We start from the raw sequence: 20,274 nt of genomic DNA, 5'->3' as shown, positions 1-20,274 counted from the left end.
ATCTTTATCACCATTCTTAATTTATTTTCAATATCGAAATATTATTCAATTATAGGCTTCAAGCCATGCTAAGGCAATAAAAAAAAAGCCGGTTATTTTCCGGCTGTCTTACGTTTACTTATTCATTTCCTTTTGGCGCAATTCGACGCGACGGATTTTACCGGAAGCTGTTTTAGGCAGCTGTTCCAAAAACTCGATGGATCTCGGATATTTATAAGGAGCCGTCAATTCCTTCACATGATCCTGCAACTCTTTAATCAGCTCTTCAGAAGTGGCAATGCCTTCCACCAGGACAACAAAAGCTTTTACTACCGTCCCCCGGACTTCATCCGGTGAACCGACTACAGCACATTCCTGCACTGCAGCGTGTTTCACTAATGCATCCTCCACTTCGAAAGGCCCGATTGTATAGCCGGAAGATATGATGATGTCATCGCCCCGCCCTTCAAACCAGAAATAGCCATCGTCGTCTTTGGACGCTTTATCTCCTGTAACGTAGTAATCGCCACGGAATTGCATTTTCGTCCGTTCATCATCATTAAAATAACCTTTGAATAATGCCGGTGTCTCAGAATGCACCGCAATATCACCGACTTCTCCTGTCTTACAAGGATTCCCGAACTCGTCGATGATTTCAACTTTATTGCCCGGTGTCGGCTTGCCCATCGAACCGATCCGAATTTCCATCCCTTTCATGACGCCTACAAGCAATGTGTTCTCAGTCTGCCCGTAGCCATCTCTGACTTCCAGGCCGAAATGCTCCTTGAAAACATTTATGACTTCCGCATTCAATGGTTCGCCTGCAGATACGGCACTGTGAAGTGAAGACAAATCGAAATCGGCAAGGTTTTTCTGCTTTGCCATCAGGCGATACTCTGTAGGTGTACAGCAAAGGACGTTGATTTTCTGTTTTTCAAGAATACGCAAATATGTGTCAGGATCAAACTTTCCGTTATATACGTATCCTGTAGCGCCGCTTCCCAATGTTGCAAGGAACGGGCTCCAAATCCATTTTTGCCATCCCGGGCTGGCTGTAGCCCAAACCAGATCGCCTTCTTTCGCTCCCAGCCAATGCTCTGCCGAAGTCCGAAGATGCGCATAAGCCCAGCCGTGGCTGTGAACCGCTCCTTTAGGATTACCGGTAGTGCCGGAAGTATAAGACAAAAAAGCCATATCATCGTTATGGGTTGCGGCTTTTTCATACTTTTCAGAAGCGCTTTCCATTTCGTCCGTCAAAGAGATCCAGGAACTGACGGAATTGCCGATCACGAATTTCACTGTCCGTTCCATTTCGGGTACATCACCAAATTGGTCCATGAAGGGCTCATAAGCGACTACCGCTTTTGCTCCACTATGATTCAACCTATAGGAAATATCCTTCGCACGGAGCATTTCTGAACTCGGAATGACGACCAGCCCCGCTTTCAACGCTCCGATATATGTAATATATGCTTCAATCAGCCTGGGTACCATGACCAATACTACGTCACCTTTTTGCAAACCTGCCTTCTCGAAACTATTGGCCGCTTTATTGGCCGCTGACATCAGTTCATCATAAGTGACCCTTTTCGAGTCGCCTTTGTCATTTTCCCAAATGAGCGCAGTCTTCCGGCTGCCATCTGCGAACTTTTCGATTTCATCCACTAAATTATAATCTCTTGGCGCTACCAATGCTTCACGATTCATGCTGAAACCCCCTTGAATGATTTGCTTTCTACCCTTAATATTGTACCGCAATAATTTTATTATTCAAAATAATTAACCAAAAATAAAAGACCGCTATAGGCGGCCTTTACAAAATATCTTCGAATTCATCTTTTTTCGGTCTGGGGAATTTGATGATTTCCCGGTCATCGACTGCTTCCTGAATCAATTCATCGAAAGCGACAAATCCTTCGTAGAATTCCACTTTTTCAAGTTTCGGTTTCGTTTTAGGATTTGCCGGCGTGAAAATGGTACAGCAATCTTCGTAAGGCCTGATTGAAATATCGTGCGTTCCAATTCGCATGGCTGTATCAATGATTTCCAATTTATCTGTCGAAATCAACGGCCGCAAAACCGGTGTGCTGGTTACTGCATTAATTGCATATAAGCTTTCCAAGGTCTGGCTCGCCACTTGCCCAAGGCTTTCACCTGTAATGATGGCTTTTGAATCTGTAGCTTCCAATACTTTATCCGCGACACGCATCATCATTCTCCGGGTTGAAGTCATGGTGATGTTATCGGGAACCTGTTTATGCACTTCCTGTTGAAGCTTCGTAAATGGTATAACATGAAGATTCACGGAAGAGCCGAATTCACTCAGCTTTTCAGCCAAATCGAAGACTTTTTCTTTCGCCCGGTCATTTGTGAACGGCGGGCTGAAGAAGTGGATCAACTCCAAACGGACTCCCCTTTTCAGCATATGGTAACCCGCTACCGGACTGTCGAGACCACCTGACAGCATAAGCAGCGCCTTTCCTCCCGCTCCAATCGGCAATCCGCCTGCTCCTTTGATCACTTCTGCAGTCATATACGCCGCTTTTTCACGTATTTCCACTTTCAATTCGATGTCCGGATTTTTCATTTGTACTGACAGTTCCGGATAAGCCCGCAGCACAACAGAGCCGATTCCATGCAGAATCTCCGGTTTTTGAAGATCGAAATCTTTATTGGCTCGACGCACTGAGACTTTAAAACTCTTTCCTTGAATATCCATTTTACCGATCAATGCAACCGCGGCTGTTTGCATCGCTTCAAGCGATAATTCAGTTTCAGTGACGGGACTGAATGACTGGATGCCAAAAACTTTGGGCAATCTTGCAATCACTTTTTCCATATCCTCTTCACTGTCTGAATTGATGAACATGCGGTCGCGTTCAGCTTTGATCTGCAATTTGCCAAGATCATTGAATGTGTGATGGATATTATCCCGAAGGCGTCCGATAAAAGAACTTCTGTTTTTACCTTTTGTTGAGAGCTCGCCATATCTGACGAGAATTTGTTTAGTCTTCATTTCCATTAAACTCCTTTGATTATCCGATGGACCTTTTTGAATGCCTGCTGAAAATCACTGATGTCCTGCTGATCCGTAAATGCGCCAAAACTTATTCGTATGACGCCGTCCCGATAAGCAGGCGGAATATCCAGCGCTTCAATCACATGGCTTGTCCTCTTGTTTTTCGATGAACACGCACTTGACGTTGAGACGATGATGGATTCATCCTGCAGACCTGAAACCAATATTTCACCTTTAACGCCCTTCATGGCGACAGATAAAATATGCGGTGCTGCATTTTCGGGGCTGATGACCATAATATCATCAAAACTGCTGAAAAACTCCCGCAAGCTTTTATTCCAGTCCATGAATTGCGGATTCGGCTGAGCAATTCTGAGCGCTTTGGCCGCCGCTGCTGCATGAGGTACCGGGACAGTTCCGCTTCTATAGCCGAATTCCTGTCCGCCGCCGTAAAGGATCGCTGCTGGCTGAACATCATTGAACGCCAGAATTCCGCTGCCTTTCAGCCCATGTAATTTATGTGCCGAAAAGCTTAATAGATTCGGCATATCCTCTTTATCCAGTGGAACCTTTCCGACGCTTTGAACCGCATCTGTATGCAGGAAAGTCCGAGTTCCTTTCAACAGCTTCTTAATATCAGCAATCGGGTTGATAACGCCGATTTCATTATTGATATGCATTAAAGTAACGAGAATCGTGTCGTTCCTCAAGGCATTCTTAAGTTCTTCCAAATTGATATGGCCGGATTTATTGACGGTAAGCCGTGTAATTTCAAAACCACGCTTTTCAAGTTCTTCCAAGGGCTTCAATACAGAAGCATGTTCAATATTCGATGAAATGATATGGCGTCCGCGATGAGCATAAGCCGCGGCGGTACCCAGAATGGCAAGATTATTCGACTCTGTGCCTCCTGAAGTGAAAACTGCATGCTCCATATTCAAGATTTGCGTGATTTGTTTACGCGCTGATTCGAGAAGGTTTTCAGCATCGTTCCCTATTTTATGAAGAGATGCAGGATTTCCATAATATTGTTCACTGGCTTTCACGAAAGTTTCCAGGACTTCTTTATGGGGCTGTGTTGTGGCACTATTATCCAAATAAATCAATTGACTACCTCCGAAAAGAAAACCACCAGCTCGGGGGCTGGTGGTTTTAATTTTTTTGTTTGAACTGTTTCTGAGCTTAATGGAGCTGAGCGGCCGTTTCCGCTTTTCTGTGTCCAGACTCCAACGGCCAACTCCTCGAGTCGTAAGCCACTTTGGCTGTGCGGCTGAAAACATGCCGCTTCGCCAAATCGTCTTACGCTTGTCGGAGCTGTGCGGCCGTTTCCGCTTTTCTGTGTCCAGACTCCGGCGACCCAGCTCTTCGAGTCATAAGCCAAATCAGCTGCGTGACTAAAGCCACTACGCTGATTCGCCTTATGCTTGTCAGAGCTAAACGGGTGCCGTCGCTTTTCTTACTAAACTCTCCAAGCGCTTTCCTTGCCAAGCACTTCAATCCGCTTCATGGATCCAGGCTCAAAGTTTTCGACTGCGGTCGCAGCTTCTTCAAGTGCCTTTGTGTAGCGGAGCTGACGGAAAGATTCTTCAGCTTCCATCAATTTCTGGTTCATCTGAGGATTTGTTTTGCGGTAACGGTTTCCGTACTGGATGATCCGTTCGATCAATTGGACATTCTCAACCATTTCAACCGCTTTTTCCTCGACTTCTTCAATGGACCTTTCAGCTTTCACCAAATAATTGTCAACCAATTTCATATTCAACGGAACTTCCTGCAGGCCTTGCATTGCAACGAACAAGTTTTCTTCCGCTTCTTCAAGTCTGACATCCATCTCCTCCGGGATTCCCGGCGTGTTGGCCTTGTGAAGCATTCTGTCCGTTTCCTGCAATTTCCGCTTCAGGACTTCGAGTCTTGCGCGGGCTTTATGTTCATCCGTACGCAGGCTCTTCAGGGATTCAGAGAAAGTGCCTTGAGTCGAATTCAAGCCCTCAAGTTCCGAACGAATTTCACTCAATTCCTGCTGAAGGCTGGAATATGCAGATTGGTCTTCGTTCGTCCGGGATTCGAGCAAGTCGAAACGTTTCTGCAATTCTTCAAGGGCTTCTAAACAGGTTTTAGGGATTTTCGCGTCATTTTCAGAGATCTTATAGCTTTGTTGCACAACCGCACATTCGTCGGACATTTCACGTGTTTCCAGTGTCACTTTCTCAAGTGACCCTGCAGTATCATTTTTATGCTGATCGACATAGTGTTTGGATTCGACTTCGTTTTCAAGAAGTTCATAGAAAGAATCCACTTTTTCTTTCATTTCTTCAACTGCATCCTTCGGTTCTTCAATATTCAAATTGATCACCTGTTCTTTTGCAGCCTCCAGTTCCTTTTCCATTCCATCCAGCTGTTTAGCAATCTCCAGATGCTCCAGGTAATAGCCTTGCGATTCCATTTCCCGGATTCCGCTGCGCAGCTCATGTATATAGGAAGGAATTTTGGACTGGATATCAGCAAGCAGCGGCGGGATGACTTCAATCAGCCGGAAAATGTTCTTTCCTTCACCAGATAAATTGATGACAATCTCACGTGCTTTCAAGTAATTGCCTGAGGCGGTCAATTGATCATATTCCTCGAATAATGGAGTGAACGTTTCCAGCTTCTTCTCAAGTGGTCCGGCAGCGGCACCATAGGAATGCTGGTGAGCCAGCAGGCTTTTTCTCGCTTGTCTGTATTGGTCTCTGAGAAGATCCATTTCACTGCGATTCTTTTCATCACTGCCGATCAGTTCTTCCAGTTCAATGAGAATTTCATTCATCTGGCGGTCGACCTGGTCGATTTTTTCCTCCGCTTTGTTTTCGGATACAGTCGCCTTGCCGAATTTAAAGCGGTCGACAGCATCTTCCGCATCGAAAAGCATGCCATCAATTTGCGGGATATGTACATCCATCACTTCAGTCCATGTCGCGCGCCAGCGTTCAAACATTTCCTCCGTCTGGCCGTTCATGTTGAGTTGCTTCACTTTTGTCAGTTCTTCCAATATCGGTTTATTTTGTATTTGCAGTTTTAACTGTTCCAAGCGTTCAATTTCCGCGTGATGCTTCTTTCGAAACATAAAGCCGACGATAATTACCGCTAATAGAATGATGACCGCAATGATGATATACTTCACCATAAGTCATATAGCCCCCTGTTCAAAATCACATTTCCAGCTCTATGTAATTAAAATATCTAGATTCTTCTATTTTAACATGTAATTTACGCTTGTGTTCGCGAAAATCAAATAAAAAAGAGAATTTTTTTCATTTTAATTGAAAGCAGGTCGATCCATGAAAAGAGATGCGCACATCCATTCGCCTTATTGCCCTCACGGCACTAAAGACGCTTTAACCGCCTATGTCGAAAAGGCTCTTGCGTCCGGATTTACAGATATCAGTTTTACAGAACACGCTCCCCTCCCCTCTTCTTTTGAAGACACTACTCCTGATAAGGACAGCGGGATGGATTTGGCAACATTATCCGCCTATCTGGAAGCCGTCAACAAAGTGAAGGACCAATATAAAAAGGACATCAAAATCCGCACAGGCCTAGAAGTCGATTACATCGAAGGCTACGAAGATGAAACCAGAATCTTCTTCGATGAATTCGGTCCGATGCTTGACGATTCGATCCTTTCTGTCCATTTCTTGAAGCTTGCGGATAAATATATCTGCATTGATTTCAGTAAAGAGGCCTTTACGGATGCCGCTCAGATTGCGGGCTCAACTTCCGCTTTATATGATTTGTACTACGATGCAGTGGAACTATCGATTTCAGCAGATTTGGGATTGTACAAGCCGACTCGAATCGGACACCCGACATTGATACACAAATTCCAGCTAGATCACGGTAAAAAGATAGATGACAGCAATCGCATTAAAAAATTGTTCCGTCACATCGCCGCAGCTGGATATGAAATTGATTTGAACAGCGCAGGTTTTTCAAAACCAGGCTGCCAGGAATCCTATCCGCCTCAGAATTATCTTCCCTACGCGGAATCATTGGGAATTCCTCTGGTCTACGGTTCTGATGCCCATAGTGTCGCAGGCTTGCATAAGCATTACGAAAAACTCTATAATAAATCCACCATATTATGAAATGAGGGTCCCCATGTTTACTCAAACAGATTACAGCGGAACACGCACTGAACAATATTCAATGCTCGGCAAGCAGCTGGATGCGCTTCTTACAGGCGAAACGAACAGAATCGCCAATCTAAGCAACGCGGCCGCTTTGCTCAACCAATTTCTTGAACGCACCAATTGGGCAGGCTTCTATTTAATGGAAGAGGGCGAACTGGTTCTTGGGCCGTTCCAAGGTCTTCCGGCATGCGTACGCATTCAAGTCGGACGAGGCGTATGCGGTACGGCTGTTGCCGAGAAAAAGACGATGCTCGTCGAAGACGTCCATCAATTCCCTGGCCACATCGCGTGTGATGCCGCATCCCGTTCGGAAATCGTCATTCCGTTGGTCAAAGATGGCGAAGTGATCGGAGTTCTCGATATCGACAGCCCCGAACTTAGCCGTTTTACACAAGAAGACCAGGATGGCCTGGAAGCTTTCACCGAAATTCTGATGAGCCACCTATAAAAAATTAAGCCGGAAATCCATTCAGGATTTCCGGCTTTTTCTATTCCGCGACAGATTCATTGCGGCTGGCAGCTATTGTGCTGATAATCGTTTCGCGAGGCATCGCCAGCCATTTCTCCACTTGGTTGATCACGGCCGGTTTCGCATAATAATAGCCTTGAACTTCCTGGCAGATCAGCTGGTGAAGAAAATTGCTTTCTTCTAAACGTTCAATCCCTTCCGCCAGGCAGGTTAATTGGAAGCGGTCTGCCATCGATGCGATCGTCGTAACGATTCGCTGGCTGTTTTGATTGCTGTCGACATTTTCTATGAAATCGCGTGGAACCTTGATTTTATCCACTTGAACTTTTGCCAGAATGCCGAATGATGAGTAACCGGTGCCGAAGTCGTCAATTGCAATGCGGATGCCTTTTGCCCGCAGCGCATCGATTTTAGCCAGATCTTCCGGCCGATTCTCGAATAAAGATCGTTCGGTCAGTTCAATTTCCAGGCGATCCGGCTGGAAGCCGATCTTTTTCAGGATTTGCAATACTTCTTCCACGAATCCATCCTGGCGAATTTGTATGAATGACACGTTTACGGCCAGTTTCAATGGACGTCCAATGGAATCAGACAGCATCTGAACTTCCCAGCATGCTTTTTCAAGAATCCATTTGCCCAGCGGCACGATGAAACCATTCTTTTCGGCAATTTCAATGAATATACCCGGAGAAATCATACCCATTTGGGGATGATTCCAGCGGATCAAAGCTTCCACTCCTATAATCTGGTTGGTCTTCAATTCAATTTGCGGCTGGTACACCACGTGAAACTCAGAATCCAGATTCGCCTGATAAAGAGCTTCTGATATCTGTACCTGGTTCATTGTGCTGCTTTTTAATTTATCAGAAGAAAACACGATTTGGTTTATGCCATCAAGCTTTGCCTGGTCCAGCGCAAATTGCGCATGGCGCATCAGTTCGTCGCTGGAGTCTCCATCAGGCCCTGATAGTGCAGCACCAATATTGAAATTCAACTGATAATCATGGCCGAACAGGTCATACGGTGCAGTCAGGTAACGCAGAATTTCCTTTAAGTTTGAATCCAGTTCGTCAGCTTCGAAGTTTGGAGTAGCACCAAGAAATGTGCTGCCTTCCCCTTTCGCCAAATACGTACCATCGGCCATTTTTCTTTCAAGCCTTTGTTTCACCATCAACAGCAATTCATCCGTCCGTTGATGTCCAAGAACATCATATACCGACTGAAATTGATTTAATTCCAGTTTCCAAAGTAAAAGCTGGGATTCTTTTAATTCGTGATCGACATATAAATTAAAGTCGAAACGATTCGGTATTTTCAGGAACGGATCGAGATAGGCGGTTTCTTCCGCTTTATGAATGTAATGGTATAACAGTTTTTCTTTGTCCTTTACTGAATAGACGGCAATCAGACCGATAATGCCGGCAATCGAAAACAGGATCATCCGGATAATATGATCTTCAATGCCCAATAAAACCGTTAATTGTTTCGGAGCCGTCATCATCAGGATGCTTAACCCCACCATAGATGAAACGAAAGAGTAAAGCAGCATCCGCCGGCTTTGCAAAGCCATCGCCATCAATAGATAGAGGAAAGTCAGGGACCAGATGGTTGTCGCCGCATCTTCTATGAAGTACAAAAGAATCAGCGGAAACAGCATGTAATTCAGCAGATAAACATGCGGACGCACTTTATCGCTTCCTTGCTGTTTACTGACCCACAGCGATAGAAGCCCCAAAATGATCATTCCGAAGGGGACGGGATACTCCAGAAAAGAGGTTTTTTGCGAATCCAAGAGCATGTATAGTCCGAAAATGAAGCCTCCCACTAAATTGCTCCAGCCGATCGCATCTCCGATTCTGCTGGTGAACCTGGACTTCAAACTCTCTGTTTCACTTATGTAATTGTCGTATTTCCTATGTAATGTCATGTATATAACCTCATCCAGTGTATTTCTATTTTTTACAGACTCATTCAATATGTTATCGGCAAAACATCACATTTCTTTACCATTTCTAAAGTATTTCCATTTTTCAGGTTCAAATCGATTAATTTAGTATAGTTAATATAGCACATTCTCCTTCTACATCAACATTTTCATTAAAATAAAATCAATCTTTCAGCCAAATGTTCTTCCGATTTACTCCAGGCAACGAAATAAGCCAGAAAAGCATCGGAGACGCTCTTCTGGCTTTATTAATTTTACTGCCTTTTTAATTTATGCGGTGAACTTATTTATATTTCCTGCAGTTTCGCTTCTGGAGCCACTTTTTCAAATGCCTCTGCCAGATCAGCGATAATATCGTCGCTGGACTCCAATCCGATTGATAGACGCAGCAATGAATCCGTTATCCCCATGGATTCCCTCACTGTTTCCGGTACCACCGCATGTGTCATTGAAGCTGGATGCTGAATCAGCGTTTCGGCATCCCCAAGACTGACAGCAATTTTAATCAGCCCCAGAGCGTTCATGAACTTCTGCGCTTCTTTCTTGCCGCCCTCCAGTTCAAATGAAATCAAGCCTCCGCCTTTTTTCATCTGCTTCTGAGCCAATTCATATTGAGGATGGCTGGCATCGGTCGGATAAAAGATCTTACTGACGCCAGGCTGCTGCTGCAAGAAAAACAGAACCTTTTCAGCGTTTGAAATGTGGCGGTCCATCCGGACATGCAGCGTCTTAAGCCCCCTTAAAAGCAACCACGCGTCGAACGGCGACATGATGCCGCCGACATCTTTCTGGACAGTCATCCGGAGATGCTGCATTTCTTCGCCGTCTTTGCCGACCAGTATTCCTCCGATTACATCACCATGGCCATTGAGATATTTGGTTGCACTATGGAGAACAAAATCAGCACCCATTTTCAGCGGGTTTTGCAAATAAGGCGAGCAGAAAGTATTGTCCACTACCACACGCAAGCCATGTTTCTTTGCGACTTTGATAACCGCTTCCAGATTTACAAGTTCCATAGTAGGGTTGATCGGCGTTTCGACATAAATGCAAACCGTCTCAGGTTTAATAGCAGCTTCGATCTCCCCTTCAGTAGTCATAGAAACAAGGTCATGGGTGATGCCGTATTTTTCTTCCATTATTTCAAGCAGCCCGAATGTGCAGCCATAGATCCCACGCGAACAAAGAACATGGTCATTGGCTTTCGTCAGATAAATAAGAATCGCACTTACCGATGCCATACCGGAACCAAATGCCAGCGCCCCTTCGCCGTATTCGATTTCGGCCATCCTTTCTTCCAGTACACGCACTGTCGGATTTCCGAGCCGCGAGTAAATATTGCCATCCGTATTGCCCGCGAAACGATTTTCCCCTTCTTCTGCCGTCGCAAAAGAAAATGTCGAAGTCTGATAAAGCGGTGTCGCTAAACTGTCGTGATGTTTTGAGCTGTCATACCCCTTGTGAATTACCGCAGTTTCCATACTCATTCTGGTTTTATCCATTTCTTACACCCCTTATGCATAAATAGAAAGCGCTTACATTACTCACTTCCATTCTAACTTGAAACCTAAAAAAAGGAAAGCCACCTTTCTTATAGTTTTATTTAACAATTGACTTTAGGCAACGAAATCGGTTATACTATGCTTTGTGTAAAATAATCGCAGCAGTTGTATGTGCCTGCTTGTCCATTTTATTCCTTATAGTAAAACACAGGTTTCGAATGAGGCCTGCGTCAAGTCTATAGAGGTGTATCGCGTAACTCTTGGCTGCTGAGCGAAGATACAGGACTATAAAATGGCTTGCAGCATGAATGCATCTGGTTTTTATTTTACTCTAAAAACCAACAACAGAGGAGGAGACTTATATGTCTCGTTATACAGGTCCAGCATGGAAACTGTCCCGCCGTTTGGGTATTTCCCTTTCAGGCACAGGTAAAGAATTAGAAAAACGCCCTTACGCACCAGGTCAACACGGTGCTAACCAACGCAGAAAAGTTTCTGAGTATGGTTTGCAATTGCAGGAAAAACAAAAATTGCGCTTCATGTTCGGTGTAACTGAACGCCAATTTAAAACACTATTCAACAAATCAGGCAAAATGCCTGGTAAACACGGTGAAAACTTCATGATCTTGCTTGAAGCTCGCCTTGATAACGTTGTTTACCGTTTAGGTCTTGCGCGCACTCGCCGCCAGGCTCGCCAATTGGTAAACCACGGACACATTCTTGTTGATGGCAAACGCCTTGACATCCCGTCATACAGCGTGAAACCAGGACAAACAATCGCTTTCCGTGAAAAATCAAACAACCTTGACATCGTCAACGAAGCAATCGAAGTGAACAGCTTTGTTCCTGAGTACGTTTCAATCGACGCTGACAAAAAAGAAGGTACGTTTGTACGTTACCCAGAACGCAGCGAATTGTCTGCTGAAATCAACGAGCAATTGATCGTTGAGTACTACTCACGTTAATCTTACGATTTCAAACCCTGAACCGGTCTTCCGGTTCAGGGTTTTTCTGTTCCATTCAGCCATCCTGACTTTATGATAAACTGCAGAAAATGGAGGTGCAGCAATGAGATTAATATCAATTTGTCCAAGCAACACAGAGTTGCTGGCTTTTTTGGGCGCAGAAAAAATGCTGGTCGGCATCGATGATTACTCGGATTGGCCGGAATCCATCACCCACTTGCCGAGACTCGGGCCCGATCTTTCAATCCGTATGGACGAACTTGAAAAACTGGAACCTGATCTGGTGCTGGCATCGTTAAGTGTGCCTGGCATGGAAAAAAATATCGAAGAATTGAAAAAGAGGAACATTCCCCATATCATTCTGGATCCTCAAAGCCTGGACGATATCGGACAGGATCTTTTGACTGTAGGAAAAGCCTGCGGTGTAGAAGCAATTACAGCATACGCTGCTTATACAGCAGCAATTGATGAGATAAAATCACGATCTGCAGCTGTTGAAAGCCGGCCCTCGCTTTACTGGGAATGGTGGCCAAAACCGATTTTCACTCCAGGAAACGTCAATTGGCTTACGGAAATCAGTGAAATCACAGGTGGACACAATCTGTTTGACGATAAAGATCAGGCGAACGTCCAAACCGACTGGGAAGATGTCGTTACCCGTGATCCCGATTATATCCTGCTCGCATGGGTCGGGATTATGACGGATAAAGTGAAACCGGAGCTGGTCCGTAAAAGACCCGGTTATAAAGAAATGAAAGCAGCAGAAGAAATTCACATTATGGAGGAAGAACTTTATTGCCGCCCCTCTCCCCGTTTGCTGGAAGGCGCAATCAGGCTTGGCAAGCTTATCCATCCGCATCAATTCAATTCAATGGAAGTTCCTGAATTCCTGAAGCGTGTGTAAGTCAAAAGCTTCTGATTTTGAAGTTTCCTTCTATATAATACAAAAAGCAACGCCACCGAAATCGGTGGCGTTGCTTTTAATTTGAATACTTATTTTAAAGGTCTCTTGACCCTCTTATTCCGCCAGTTCGACGTTCATCACCGATTACCGGATCGTTGTCTGTGAATCGGTCGCGGTCATTATGATCTGGAATATCTAAGGTATCGTCCTCCACAAGCACGAGAATTTCACCTTCATTGAAACGGTTTTCATAATCCTTCGCTTCGTCTTCAGGAATACCCATTCCAATCAGAGCACCTGCCAGTCCGCCAATCCCAGCTCCAGCTGCTGCACCGGTCAAGCCTGCTACGATAGGACCCGCGGCCACAATCGGTCCAATACCCGGAATCGCGAGTGCCCCAATTCCTGCAAGTACACCGCCAAGGCCACCCAGTGCACCGCCGGTTACTGCTCCTGTAGCGGCGCCTTCGCCGGCATGCGTACCGGTTTCTTCCGTTACATTTCGGGTTTCTTCTTCATTTTTACCAAGGACAGATATGTCTTCCGATCGATGTCCTCTTCTTTTTAAATCCTCGATTGCTTCAATTGCTTCTTTTTCTGAACGATAAGATCCGACTACTCTTGACATTATTACGCCTCCTTAGATTTGTAAGTCAATAGAAAATCTCTCACATTTCAAAGTTACCCCTTGGACAAAGTGTTAAACATCACTGTCAATAAATCCCTGCAGAGGCATCGCCTAGAAGAATCGAATCTCGTTCAGAGTTGGACTTAAGCCTTGAATTGTACCATATGGTATTTCTTTTTGCCTCGGCGGATAATGGAGAATGCATCCTCGAGCCGATCTTTTTCATCTATGACATATTCAAGATCCGTCACTTTTTCACCATTCACTGAAATGGCGCCATTAGTAACATCTTCCCTTGCCTGACGTTTAGAAGAACTGATGCCGGCTTCCACGATGAGGTCCACGATCGATTTTGGCTCCCGTTCCATTTCAATGGAAGGGACATTTTTGAACGCCGCTTTCATCTCACTTGCCGACAATGCTTTCAAGTCCCCGCTGAACAACGCTTTCGTAATGCGAAGTGCATCATCCAAAGCGGATTCCCCGTGGATCAGTTTAGTCATTTCTTCCGCCAGCACTTTCTGCGCTTTACGAAGATGAGCTTCAGTTTCTACTGACGATTCCAGTGATTCAATGTCTTCCCGGCTGATAAACGTGAAAATTTTGAGGTATTTCACAACATCCGCATCAGATGTATTGATCCAGAACTGGTAAAACTCATAAGGAGATGTTTTCTTCGCATCCAGCCAGACAGAACCGCCTGCAGATTTGCCGAATTTCGTCCCGTCCGCTTTTGTTACCAGCGGAATCGTAATACCGAAAGCTTTCGCTTCTTCATCATGGGTTTTGCGGATAACTTCCAGACCTGAGGTGATATTTCCCCATTGATCCGACCCACCGATCTGAACACGGCAATTGTAGTTGTCATACAGATGATTAAAATCGATCGCCTGAATCAGTGTGTAAGAAAACTCCGTAAATGAAATACCTGTTTCCAAACGGGATGCCACTGAATCTTTGGCAAGCATGTAATTAACCGAAATCAATTTACCGTAATCCCGCAGGAATTCAATGACGCTCATCGCTCCGATCCAATCACGGTTATTGACCATTTTCGCACCGTTTTCAGTCTGGAAATCAAAAATCTGCTGCATTTGGACTTTGATGCCTTCAACGTTCCGGTCTATCTGGTCCGTAGTCTGCAATTGTCGTTCTTCGTTGCGTCCTGACGGATCCCCGATCATGCCAGTCGCTCCTCCGACCAATAAGATCGGTCTGTGGCCGTGCATCTGGAAACGGCGCAATGTCAGAAGAGGTACGATATGCCCGATGTGCATGCTGTCAGCTGTCGGATCAACACCGCAATACAATGAAATCTTTTCATTTTCCAATACGTCAGCAAGCCCTTCTTCATCTGTTTGCTGATACAGTAAACCTCTCCATTTAAGATCTTCCAATAATTCATTCGACATTCCGATTCCTCCTCAGGTACAATTACTTTATTACTATAGACAGCAGGATGAATTACCCAAAAACAAGCTTTGGTATGATGTATTTATTGCACCAAATAAAAAAGCCCCTGCATGTCAGACATGCAGGGACGCAATTGCGCGGTACCACCCAGCTTGAAGGAATAGATTCCTTCCACTCTTTTGTGCCGATCGTGGCACAGCCGAAAACTCCAAACCTGTAATTCAGCCGCTGCGTTTTTACCGGTTTGCACCAACCACCGGCTCTCTTGGAAAAATCGCAGTTCCTACTTCGGGTTCTTCATCGTTTTAATATTGAAATATACTAGTAGTGTACTTTATTATGACAGATTGTCAATAACTTAGTAGACTATATAAGAATATGCTATAATATAAAAAGATTTTAGGGGGTAGATAATGTGCGCGAACGATTAAAATACTGGCAGCAGAAATCTGAAGACACATACCATAAATGGAGTTCGACAAAATGGGCTAGAGGATTGAATATCACAACAGGTGTTTTTTGGAACCTGGCCATTTTATTGGCGATCATCCTGGTTGTCGGCGGTGTATTTGCCGCATCCGTAGGAGCTGGATATTTCGCTTCTCTTGTCGATGAAGAAAAACTCCGCACCGAAAGCGAAATGCGGGGCGAAGTTTATGCCTACGAGGAAACTTCAGAAATATTCTTTGCGGATGACCAGTACCTGGGTAAACTGCGAACCGATCTTGAGCGGGAGGAAACAAATCTCGATGAGGTTTCTGATTATGCAATAAATGCGGTACTGGCTACAGAAGATGAATATTTCAATGAACATGATGGCATCGTGCCCAAAGCGATTTTCCGCGGCTTGTTCCAGGATGTCTCGAATGCAGACAACCAGACTGGCGGCTCGACGCTGACCCAACAATTGATTAAGAACCAGATTTTGACGAACGAAGTTTCATATGAGCGTAAAGCCAAAGAAATCCTTTTGGCAATGCGCCTTGAGAAATTCATGACCAAAGAAGAAATCATGGAAGCTTATCTGAATATCATTCCTTATGGCAGAAACTCTGCTGGCACGAACATTGCAGGGATCGAAACGGCGGCTAACGGAATATTCAATGTGAATGCGAGTGAATTGAATTTGCCGCAGGCAGCATTCATTGCCGGGATTCCGAAAGCCCCATTCCGCTATACACCGTATTCCTCTGATGGCGGATTAAAAGAGCCTGAGTATTTGGAGTTCGGCATTGATCGGATGAAAACCGTATTATTCAGGATGCTTGAAACCGAATATATTACAGAACAGGAATATAATGAAGCACTGGCCTACGATATTGCAAAAGACTTCAGAACAGATGAAACCCGTTCTTATGAAAGATATCCTCATATAACGGTTGAAATTGAGAAGCGGGCAACCCGCATTGTAATGGATATTCTGGCTGAAGAAGCTGGAATTGACCCTGCCACATTAGAAGAAAACGATAAATTATTTGAAGAATATGAGATATTAGCTGACCGTGCCGTTCGCGCAAGGGGCTATCGTATCCATTCAAGTATTGAAAAAGACCTTTTCGATGCACAGCAAAAAGCTAAAGATGCATATGAATCTTATGGACCTACTTTAACAAAGACAATCGTCAACCAGGAAGGCCAGGAAGAAGAAGTGCCGATGCCGGTCCAAGTCGGATCCACTACAATTGAAAATGATACTGGCCGGATTTTAAGCTTTGTAGGTGGCCGCGACCATGAAATCTCCAATTTCAACTATGCCACACAAGCTTACCGCTCAATCGGATCCACAGCTAAACCGTTGCTGGTTTATGCCCCGGCAATCGAGTTTGGCAAAATTGGCGCCGGCAGTCCGGTAGTCGATGTAAAATTCGAAATGGTGGATAACGGCGGCAAAATTTGGAGTCCAAGCAACTTTACAGCTACAAGTGAGCAAGGAATCATGCCTGCTCGGGACGCTTTGGCCCAATCCCAGAACTTGCCTGCAGTGCGTCTTTTCGCACAAATCCAAAATCAGATGCCTATAAACTATTTATTGCAAAATGGGTTATCCGCAGTTGAAGAATCAGACAATGCTATTCTCAGTGCTGCACTAGGAGCAGGTGTCGAAGCAACAACTGAAGAACTTGCCAATGCTTATGCAACATTTGCGAATGGCGGAACTTTTGCCAAGGCATCCATGATCGACCGCATTGAAGATGCGGAAGGCAATATCGTTTATGAGCATAAAATCGAGACTAAAGAAGTCTATACACCGCAAACCTCATACGTCATTACAGATATGATGCGCGACGTGTTCGACGGTGCTCGAGGCACGGCTAACCGTGCAAATAATCTTTTGAAATTCAGTTCCGATTTTGCCGGAAAGACCGGTACTTCCCAAGAAACACGCGATGTTTGGCTTGTCGGCTATAATCCGAACGTTACAATGAGCGTATGGCTTGGTTATGATCAGGAGAGAAGTTCACTGGATATCATGCGCAACAGCAATTTGCAGCCATCAACACGTGTAAACCAAGTATGGGCGTCATTGATGAATGCCTCATACGATGTTAACCCTGGGTTCTTTGGAACACAGGAAACCTTTAAAGCACCTGAAGGCGTTGTAAGCCGTTCTTTCTGCGGTATTTCAGGGCTGGCACCAAGTGACGGCTGTTCCGGAGAACTTGTCCGGTCTGATTTATTCAATGCCAATGTCATGGTACCGAGCAAAGCGGATGACAGCCTGACAACCGGGAAATATACGACAATCGATGGTAAACGCTACGCTGCTCTTTCCTCGACGCCTGCTGAATTCATTTCAGGCGGTGGTGTTGGAGTCTCTGAAGACTTTATTGACCGCATTCTTGCACCGTTCGGCGGAGATGCCAGCAAGCTTTTCCCCTCGGATTCCCGATTCTCGAACGTTGTTTCATCAACGAGCTTTGATGCGGACGATGCAGCACCATCAGGAGTTCAGGCAACTCTTGACGGAAAATCACTCAGCTGGAGTAATTCATCTTCAAATGATGTTATCGGATATCGGGTTTATAGAAGTACCGGCGGTGCAAATTCGAAGGTAGCCACCATTTCTGAAGCCGAAAGCAACTCATTTACAGTTCCAGGCCCTGGCAGCTATTACGTAGTCGCAGTTGATATCACCGGCAGAGAGTCATCCAACTCCAATGCCGTGTCGATTGAAGCGCCTGAACCGGAAAAAGAAGAGCCGAGCGATACGCCGGCTCCACCGCCTTCGACTCCACCTGCTACTGAGCCGGATGAGCCTGAAGAACCGGAAGAGCCAGCCGATCCTCCAGCTGAACCGGAGGAACCGGAGGAACCAGAAGAACCGGAAGAACCGCTGGAACCGACAGACCCACCGGATGAACCGATTGATCCACCTGAGGAACCGGAAGAACCGGAAGACACAGATGATGCAGCATAATAATGCTTAAGAGCCAGGCCAGTGTTTTAAAACTGGCCTGGCTCTTTTAATTGCAAATGAAAAACGCAGCGGATTAATTTACGCTGCGTTTTTCTCTTTTGACATTAATCTTCCATTGTCGATAAGTCGCCTGTCGGCAAATCGAGCTCCCAGGCTTTGAGGACACGACGCATGATCTTACCGCTTCGAGTTTTAGGAAGCTTATCCTTAAATTCGATTTCCCTCGGCGCTGCATGGGCAGCTAAACCTTTTTTCACAAATTGCTGAATATCCTGGATCAATTCTTCTGAAGGTTCATAGCCTTCCACTAGAGCGACGAACGCTTTTATGATTTCACCACGGACCGGATCCGGTTTCCCGATAACCCCGGCTTCTGCTACTGCAGGGTGCTCCAAAAGTTTGCTTTCAACTTCAAACGGACCTACCCGTTCACCAGAAGTCATGATGACATCATCAACCCGCCCCTGGAACCAATAATATCCTTCTTCATCTTTATAAGCTGAATCTCCTGATACATACCACTTATCTTTCAGGAAATACGAATCATACTTCTCGGGGTTATTCCAGATTTGACGCATCATTGATGGCCAGCCTTTTTCAATCGCCAAGTTGCCCATTTGATTCGCCGGCAGTTCATTGCCTTGGTCATCAACTATTGCAACTTTAATGCCAGGGACCGGTTTACCCATGGAACCAGGCTTGATTGCCAGTGAAGGATAATTACAGATGACCTGTGCTCCGGTTTCTGTCATCCACCACGTGTCATGGATGCGGCGCTCGAATACTTGCGCTCCCCATCTGATCACTTCAGGGTTTAAAGGTTCACCTACAGAAAGGACATGGCGCAAAGTCGATAAATTATATTCTTTGACCAGCGCATCCCCCGCTCCCATCAGCATACGGAAAGCCGTCGGCGCACTGTACCAGACCGTTACTCCGTAGTCTTCGATGGCTTGGTACCAGCCTTCCGGTGAAAACCGCCCGCCGATTATCACTGTAGTCGTTCCATTGAGCCACGGCGCAAATACACCATAGGAAGTTCCTGTCACCCAGCCTGGATCGGCTGTGCACCAATAGATATCCTGTTCATTGAAGTCAAGTACCCATCTGGCAGTCTGGAGATGCTGCACCATTGCATACTGGGCATGCAAAACTCCTTTAGGCTTGCCGGTCGAGCCCGAAGTATAATGCAGGACCAACCCATCTTCCTTGTCCAGCCATTCCACTTCAAATCGGTCTGAACAATTCTGTAAATACTTCATAACATCGACTGTATGGTTATTCTCTTCGATACCTTCCCCTACAAGGAAAACTGTTTTCAAGTTAGGCAATTTATCGAATGGCACGCGTGAAACAAGTTCTGGTGTTGTAATGATCGCTTTTGCATCACTGTCATCCAGCCTGTCATAAATCGCGCCTTCCATAAACGCTTCAAAAAGCGGACCGACAATCAACCCCATCTTCAATGCACCGAACATAGTGAAATACAATTCAGGAGATCGAGGCATGAAAATGAACAGCCGATCTCCCTTTTCAAGATCAGAATGGGATTTCAGCAAATTTGCAGCACGGTTGGTCATGCGTTTCATCTCATAAAACGTGTATGATTCATTTCTGTGCTGGTCCTTATAATAAAGAGCAACCTTATTTTTTCTATCGGATTCAGCGTGGCGGTCAATAGCTTCATGCGCCATATTGACTTTCCCGGTTTCATGCCAGCTGAATTCTTTCTCGGCTTCTTTCCAGTTAAAATCAGAAGCAATTTCGTCATAATTATGTAGGTTGGAATTTCCAGATACTGCAGGTAATGCTTCCACTTTCATCCAAATCATCCTTTCTATTCTTATCTCTTTTTCATTCTAC

14 protein-coding genes and 1 other annotated feature are annotated in these 20,274 nt (G+C 45.2%); of the genes, 5 read left to right on the top strand and 9 right to left on the bottom strand.

Annotated elements, in window-relative coordinates:
- Positions 1-114: 114 nt before the first annotated feature.
- The 4 genes from mbcS to ezrA form a co-directional block, all read right to left on the bottom strand.
- Complete coding sequence (gene mbcS, locus CXF70_RS04600; protein ID WP_101801696.1) at positions 115-1,686, bottom strand: acyl-CoA synthetase MbcS; 1,572 nt, start codon at positions 1,684-1,686, stop codon at positions 115-117.
- A gap of 106 nt (positions 1,687-1,792) precedes the next feature.
- The gene (thiI, locus tag CXF70_RS04595) at positions 1,793-2,995 is read right to left on the bottom strand and encodes a tRNA uracil 4-sulfurtransferase ThiI (RefSeq protein WP_101801753.1); all 1,203 of its coding nucleotides are present in this window, start codon (positions 2,993-2,995) and stop codon (positions 1,793-1,795) included.
- Between the two features lie 5 nt (positions 2,996-3,000).
- Positions 3,001-4,104: a cysteine desulfurase family protein gene (locus CXF70_RS04590; RefSeq protein WP_101801695.1), complete on the bottom strand. Its 1,104-nt coding sequence runs from the start codon at positions 4,102-4,104 to the stop codon at positions 3,001-3,003.
- Between the two features lie 353 nt (positions 4,105-4,457).
- Complete coding sequence (gene ezrA / locus CXF70_RS04580; RefSeq protein WP_101801694.1) at positions 4,458-6,161, bottom strand: septation ring formation regulator EzrA; 1,704 nt, start codon at positions 6,159-6,161, stop codon at positions 4,458-4,460.
- A 154-nt stretch (positions 6,162-6,315) separates the two neighbouring features.
- Here ezrA and hisJ point away from each other — a divergent pair, with 154 nt between their 5' ends.
- Together hisJ and CXF70_RS04570 are read left to right on the top strand one after the other, a co-directional pair.
- Positions 6,316-7,122, top strand: coding sequence for a histidinol-phosphatase HisJ (gene hisJ / locus CXF70_RS04575; RefSeq protein ID WP_101801693.1), 807 nt, complete (start codon positions 6,316-6,318; stop codon positions 7,120-7,122).
- Between the two features lie 13 nt (positions 7,123-7,135).
- On the top strand, positions 7,136-7,615 hold the full coding sequence (locus tag CXF70_RS04570; protein WP_101801692.1) for a GAF domain-containing protein: 480 nt from the start codon (positions 7,136-7,138) through the stop codon (positions 7,613-7,615).
- Between the two features lie 40 nt (positions 7,616-7,655).
- Here the strand turns inward: CXF70_RS04570 and CXF70_RS04565 are convergent, their stop codons facing one another.
- Complete coding sequence (locus CXF70_RS04565; protein ID WP_101801691.1) at positions 7,656-9,563, bottom strand: putative bifunctional diguanylate cyclase/phosphodiesterase; 1,908 nt, start codon at positions 9,561-9,563, stop codon at positions 7,656-7,658.
- A gap of 305 nt (positions 9,564-9,868) precedes the next feature.
- Positions 9,869-11,083, bottom strand: coding sequence for a methionine gamma-lyase (megL, locus tag CXF70_RS04560; protein ID WP_101801690.1), 1,215 nt, complete (start codon positions 11,081-11,083; stop codon positions 9,869-9,871).
- 362 nt (positions 11,084-11,445) lie between these two features.
- On the opposite strand from megL, the gene rpsD reads away from it, so the two are divergent.
- Both rpsD and CXF70_RS04550 read left to right on the top strand, forming a co-directional pair.
- Positions 11,446-12,048, top strand: coding sequence for a 30S ribosomal protein S4 (gene rpsD / locus CXF70_RS04555; protein WP_084246529.1), 603 nt, complete (start codon positions 11,446-11,448; stop codon positions 12,046-12,048).
- A 103-nt stretch (positions 12,049-12,151) separates the two neighbouring features.
- A complete protein-coding gene (locus CXF70_RS04550; protein ID WP_101801689.1) occupies positions 12,152-12,952 on the top strand; it encodes a cobalamin-binding protein in 801 nt (266 codons plus the stop codon).
- Between the two features lie 94 nt (positions 12,953-13,046).
- On the opposite strand, the gene CXF70_RS04545 is transcribed toward CXF70_RS04550, so the two are convergent.
- Together CXF70_RS04545 and tyrS are read right to left on the bottom strand one after the other, a co-directional pair.
- Positions 13,047-13,580: a general stress protein gene (locus CXF70_RS04545; RefSeq protein WP_101801688.1), complete on the bottom strand. Its 534-nt coding sequence runs from the start codon at positions 13,578-13,580 to the stop codon at positions 13,047-13,049.
- A 143-nt stretch (positions 13,581-13,723) separates the two neighbouring features.
- A complete protein-coding gene (tyrS, locus tag CXF70_RS04540; RefSeq protein ID WP_101801687.1) occupies positions 13,724-14,992 on the bottom strand; it encodes a tyrosine--tRNA ligase in 1,269 nt (422 codons plus the stop codon).
- Positions 14,993-15,113: 121 nt separating this feature from the next.
- Positions 15,114-15,303 (bottom strand) — a binding site (T-box leader).
- Between the two features lie 105 nt (positions 15,304-15,408).
- Between tyrS and CXF70_RS04535 the strand changes: the two genes are divergently transcribed.
- A complete protein-coding gene (locus CXF70_RS04535) occupies positions 15,409-18,411 on the top strand; it encodes a transglycosylase domain-containing protein (protein WP_101801686.1) in 3,003 nt (1,000 codons plus the stop codon).
- A gap of 104 nt (positions 18,412-18,515) precedes the next feature.
- On the opposite strand, the gene acsA is transcribed toward CXF70_RS04535, so the two are convergent.
- Positions 18,516-20,234 carry an acetate--CoA ligase gene (gene acsA / locus CXF70_RS04530; protein ID WP_101801685.1) on the bottom strand — a complete coding sequence of 573 codons (1,719 nt, stop codon included), beginning with the start codon at positions 20,232-20,234 and terminating at the stop codon, positions 18,516-18,518.
- Positions 20,235-20,274: the final 40 nt, after the last annotated feature.

It is taken from the genome of Planomicrobium sp. MB-3u-38 (genome assembly GCF_002836425.1).
Taxonomy (GTDB): Bacteria; Bacillota; Bacilli; order Bacillales_A; family Planococcaceae; genus Planococcus; species Planococcus okeanokoites.
This window is presented reverse-complemented; position numbering and strand designations above follow the sequence as displayed.

Excerpts from the sequence above, each read along its gene's own strand:
- mbcS (WP_101801696.1), bottom strand. The coding sequence starts at position 1,686 with ATGAATCGTGAAGCATTGGTAGCGCCAAGAGATTATAATTTAGTGGAT.
- thiI (WP_101801753.1), bottom strand. The coding sequence starts at position 2,995 with ATGAAGACTAAACAAATTCTCGTCAGATATGGCGAGCTCTCAACAAAA.
- ezrA (WP_101801694.1), bottom strand. The coding sequence starts at position 6,161 with ATGGTGAAGTATATCATCATTGCGGTCATCATTCTATTAGCGGTAATT.
- hisJ (WP_101801693.1), top strand. The coding sequence starts at position 6,316 with ATGAAAAGAGATGCGCACATCCATTCGCCTTATTGCCCTCACGGCACT.
- CXF70_RS04570 (WP_101801692.1), top strand. The coding sequence starts at position 7,136 with ATGTTTACTCAAACAGATTACAGCGGAACACGCACTGAACAATATTCA.
- CXF70_RS04565 (WP_101801691.1), bottom strand. The coding sequence starts at position 9,563 with ATGACATTACATAGGAAATACGACAATTACATAAGTGAAACAGAGAGT.
- megL (WP_101801690.1), bottom strand. The coding sequence starts at position 11,083 with ATGGATAAAACCAGAATGAGTATGGAAACTGCGGTAATTCACAAGGGG.
- rpsD (WP_084246529.1), top strand. The coding sequence starts at position 11,446 with ATGTCTCGTTATACAGGTCCAGCATGGAAACTGTCCCGCCGTTTGGGT.
- CXF70_RS04550 (WP_101801689.1), top strand. The coding sequence starts at position 12,152 with ATGAGATTAATATCAATTTGTCCAAGCAACACAGAGTTGCTGGCTTTT.
- CXF70_RS04545 (WP_101801688.1), bottom strand. The coding sequence starts at position 13,580 with ATGTCAAGAGTAGTCGGATCTTATCGTTCAGAAAAAGAAGCAATTGAA.
- tyrS (WP_101801687.1), bottom strand. The coding sequence starts at position 14,992 with ATGTCGAATGAATTATTGGAAGATCTTAAATGGAGAGGTTTACTGTAT.
- acsA (WP_101801685.1), bottom strand. The coding sequence starts at position 20,234 with ATGAAAGTGGAAGCATTACCTGCAGTATCTGGAAATTCCAACCTACAT.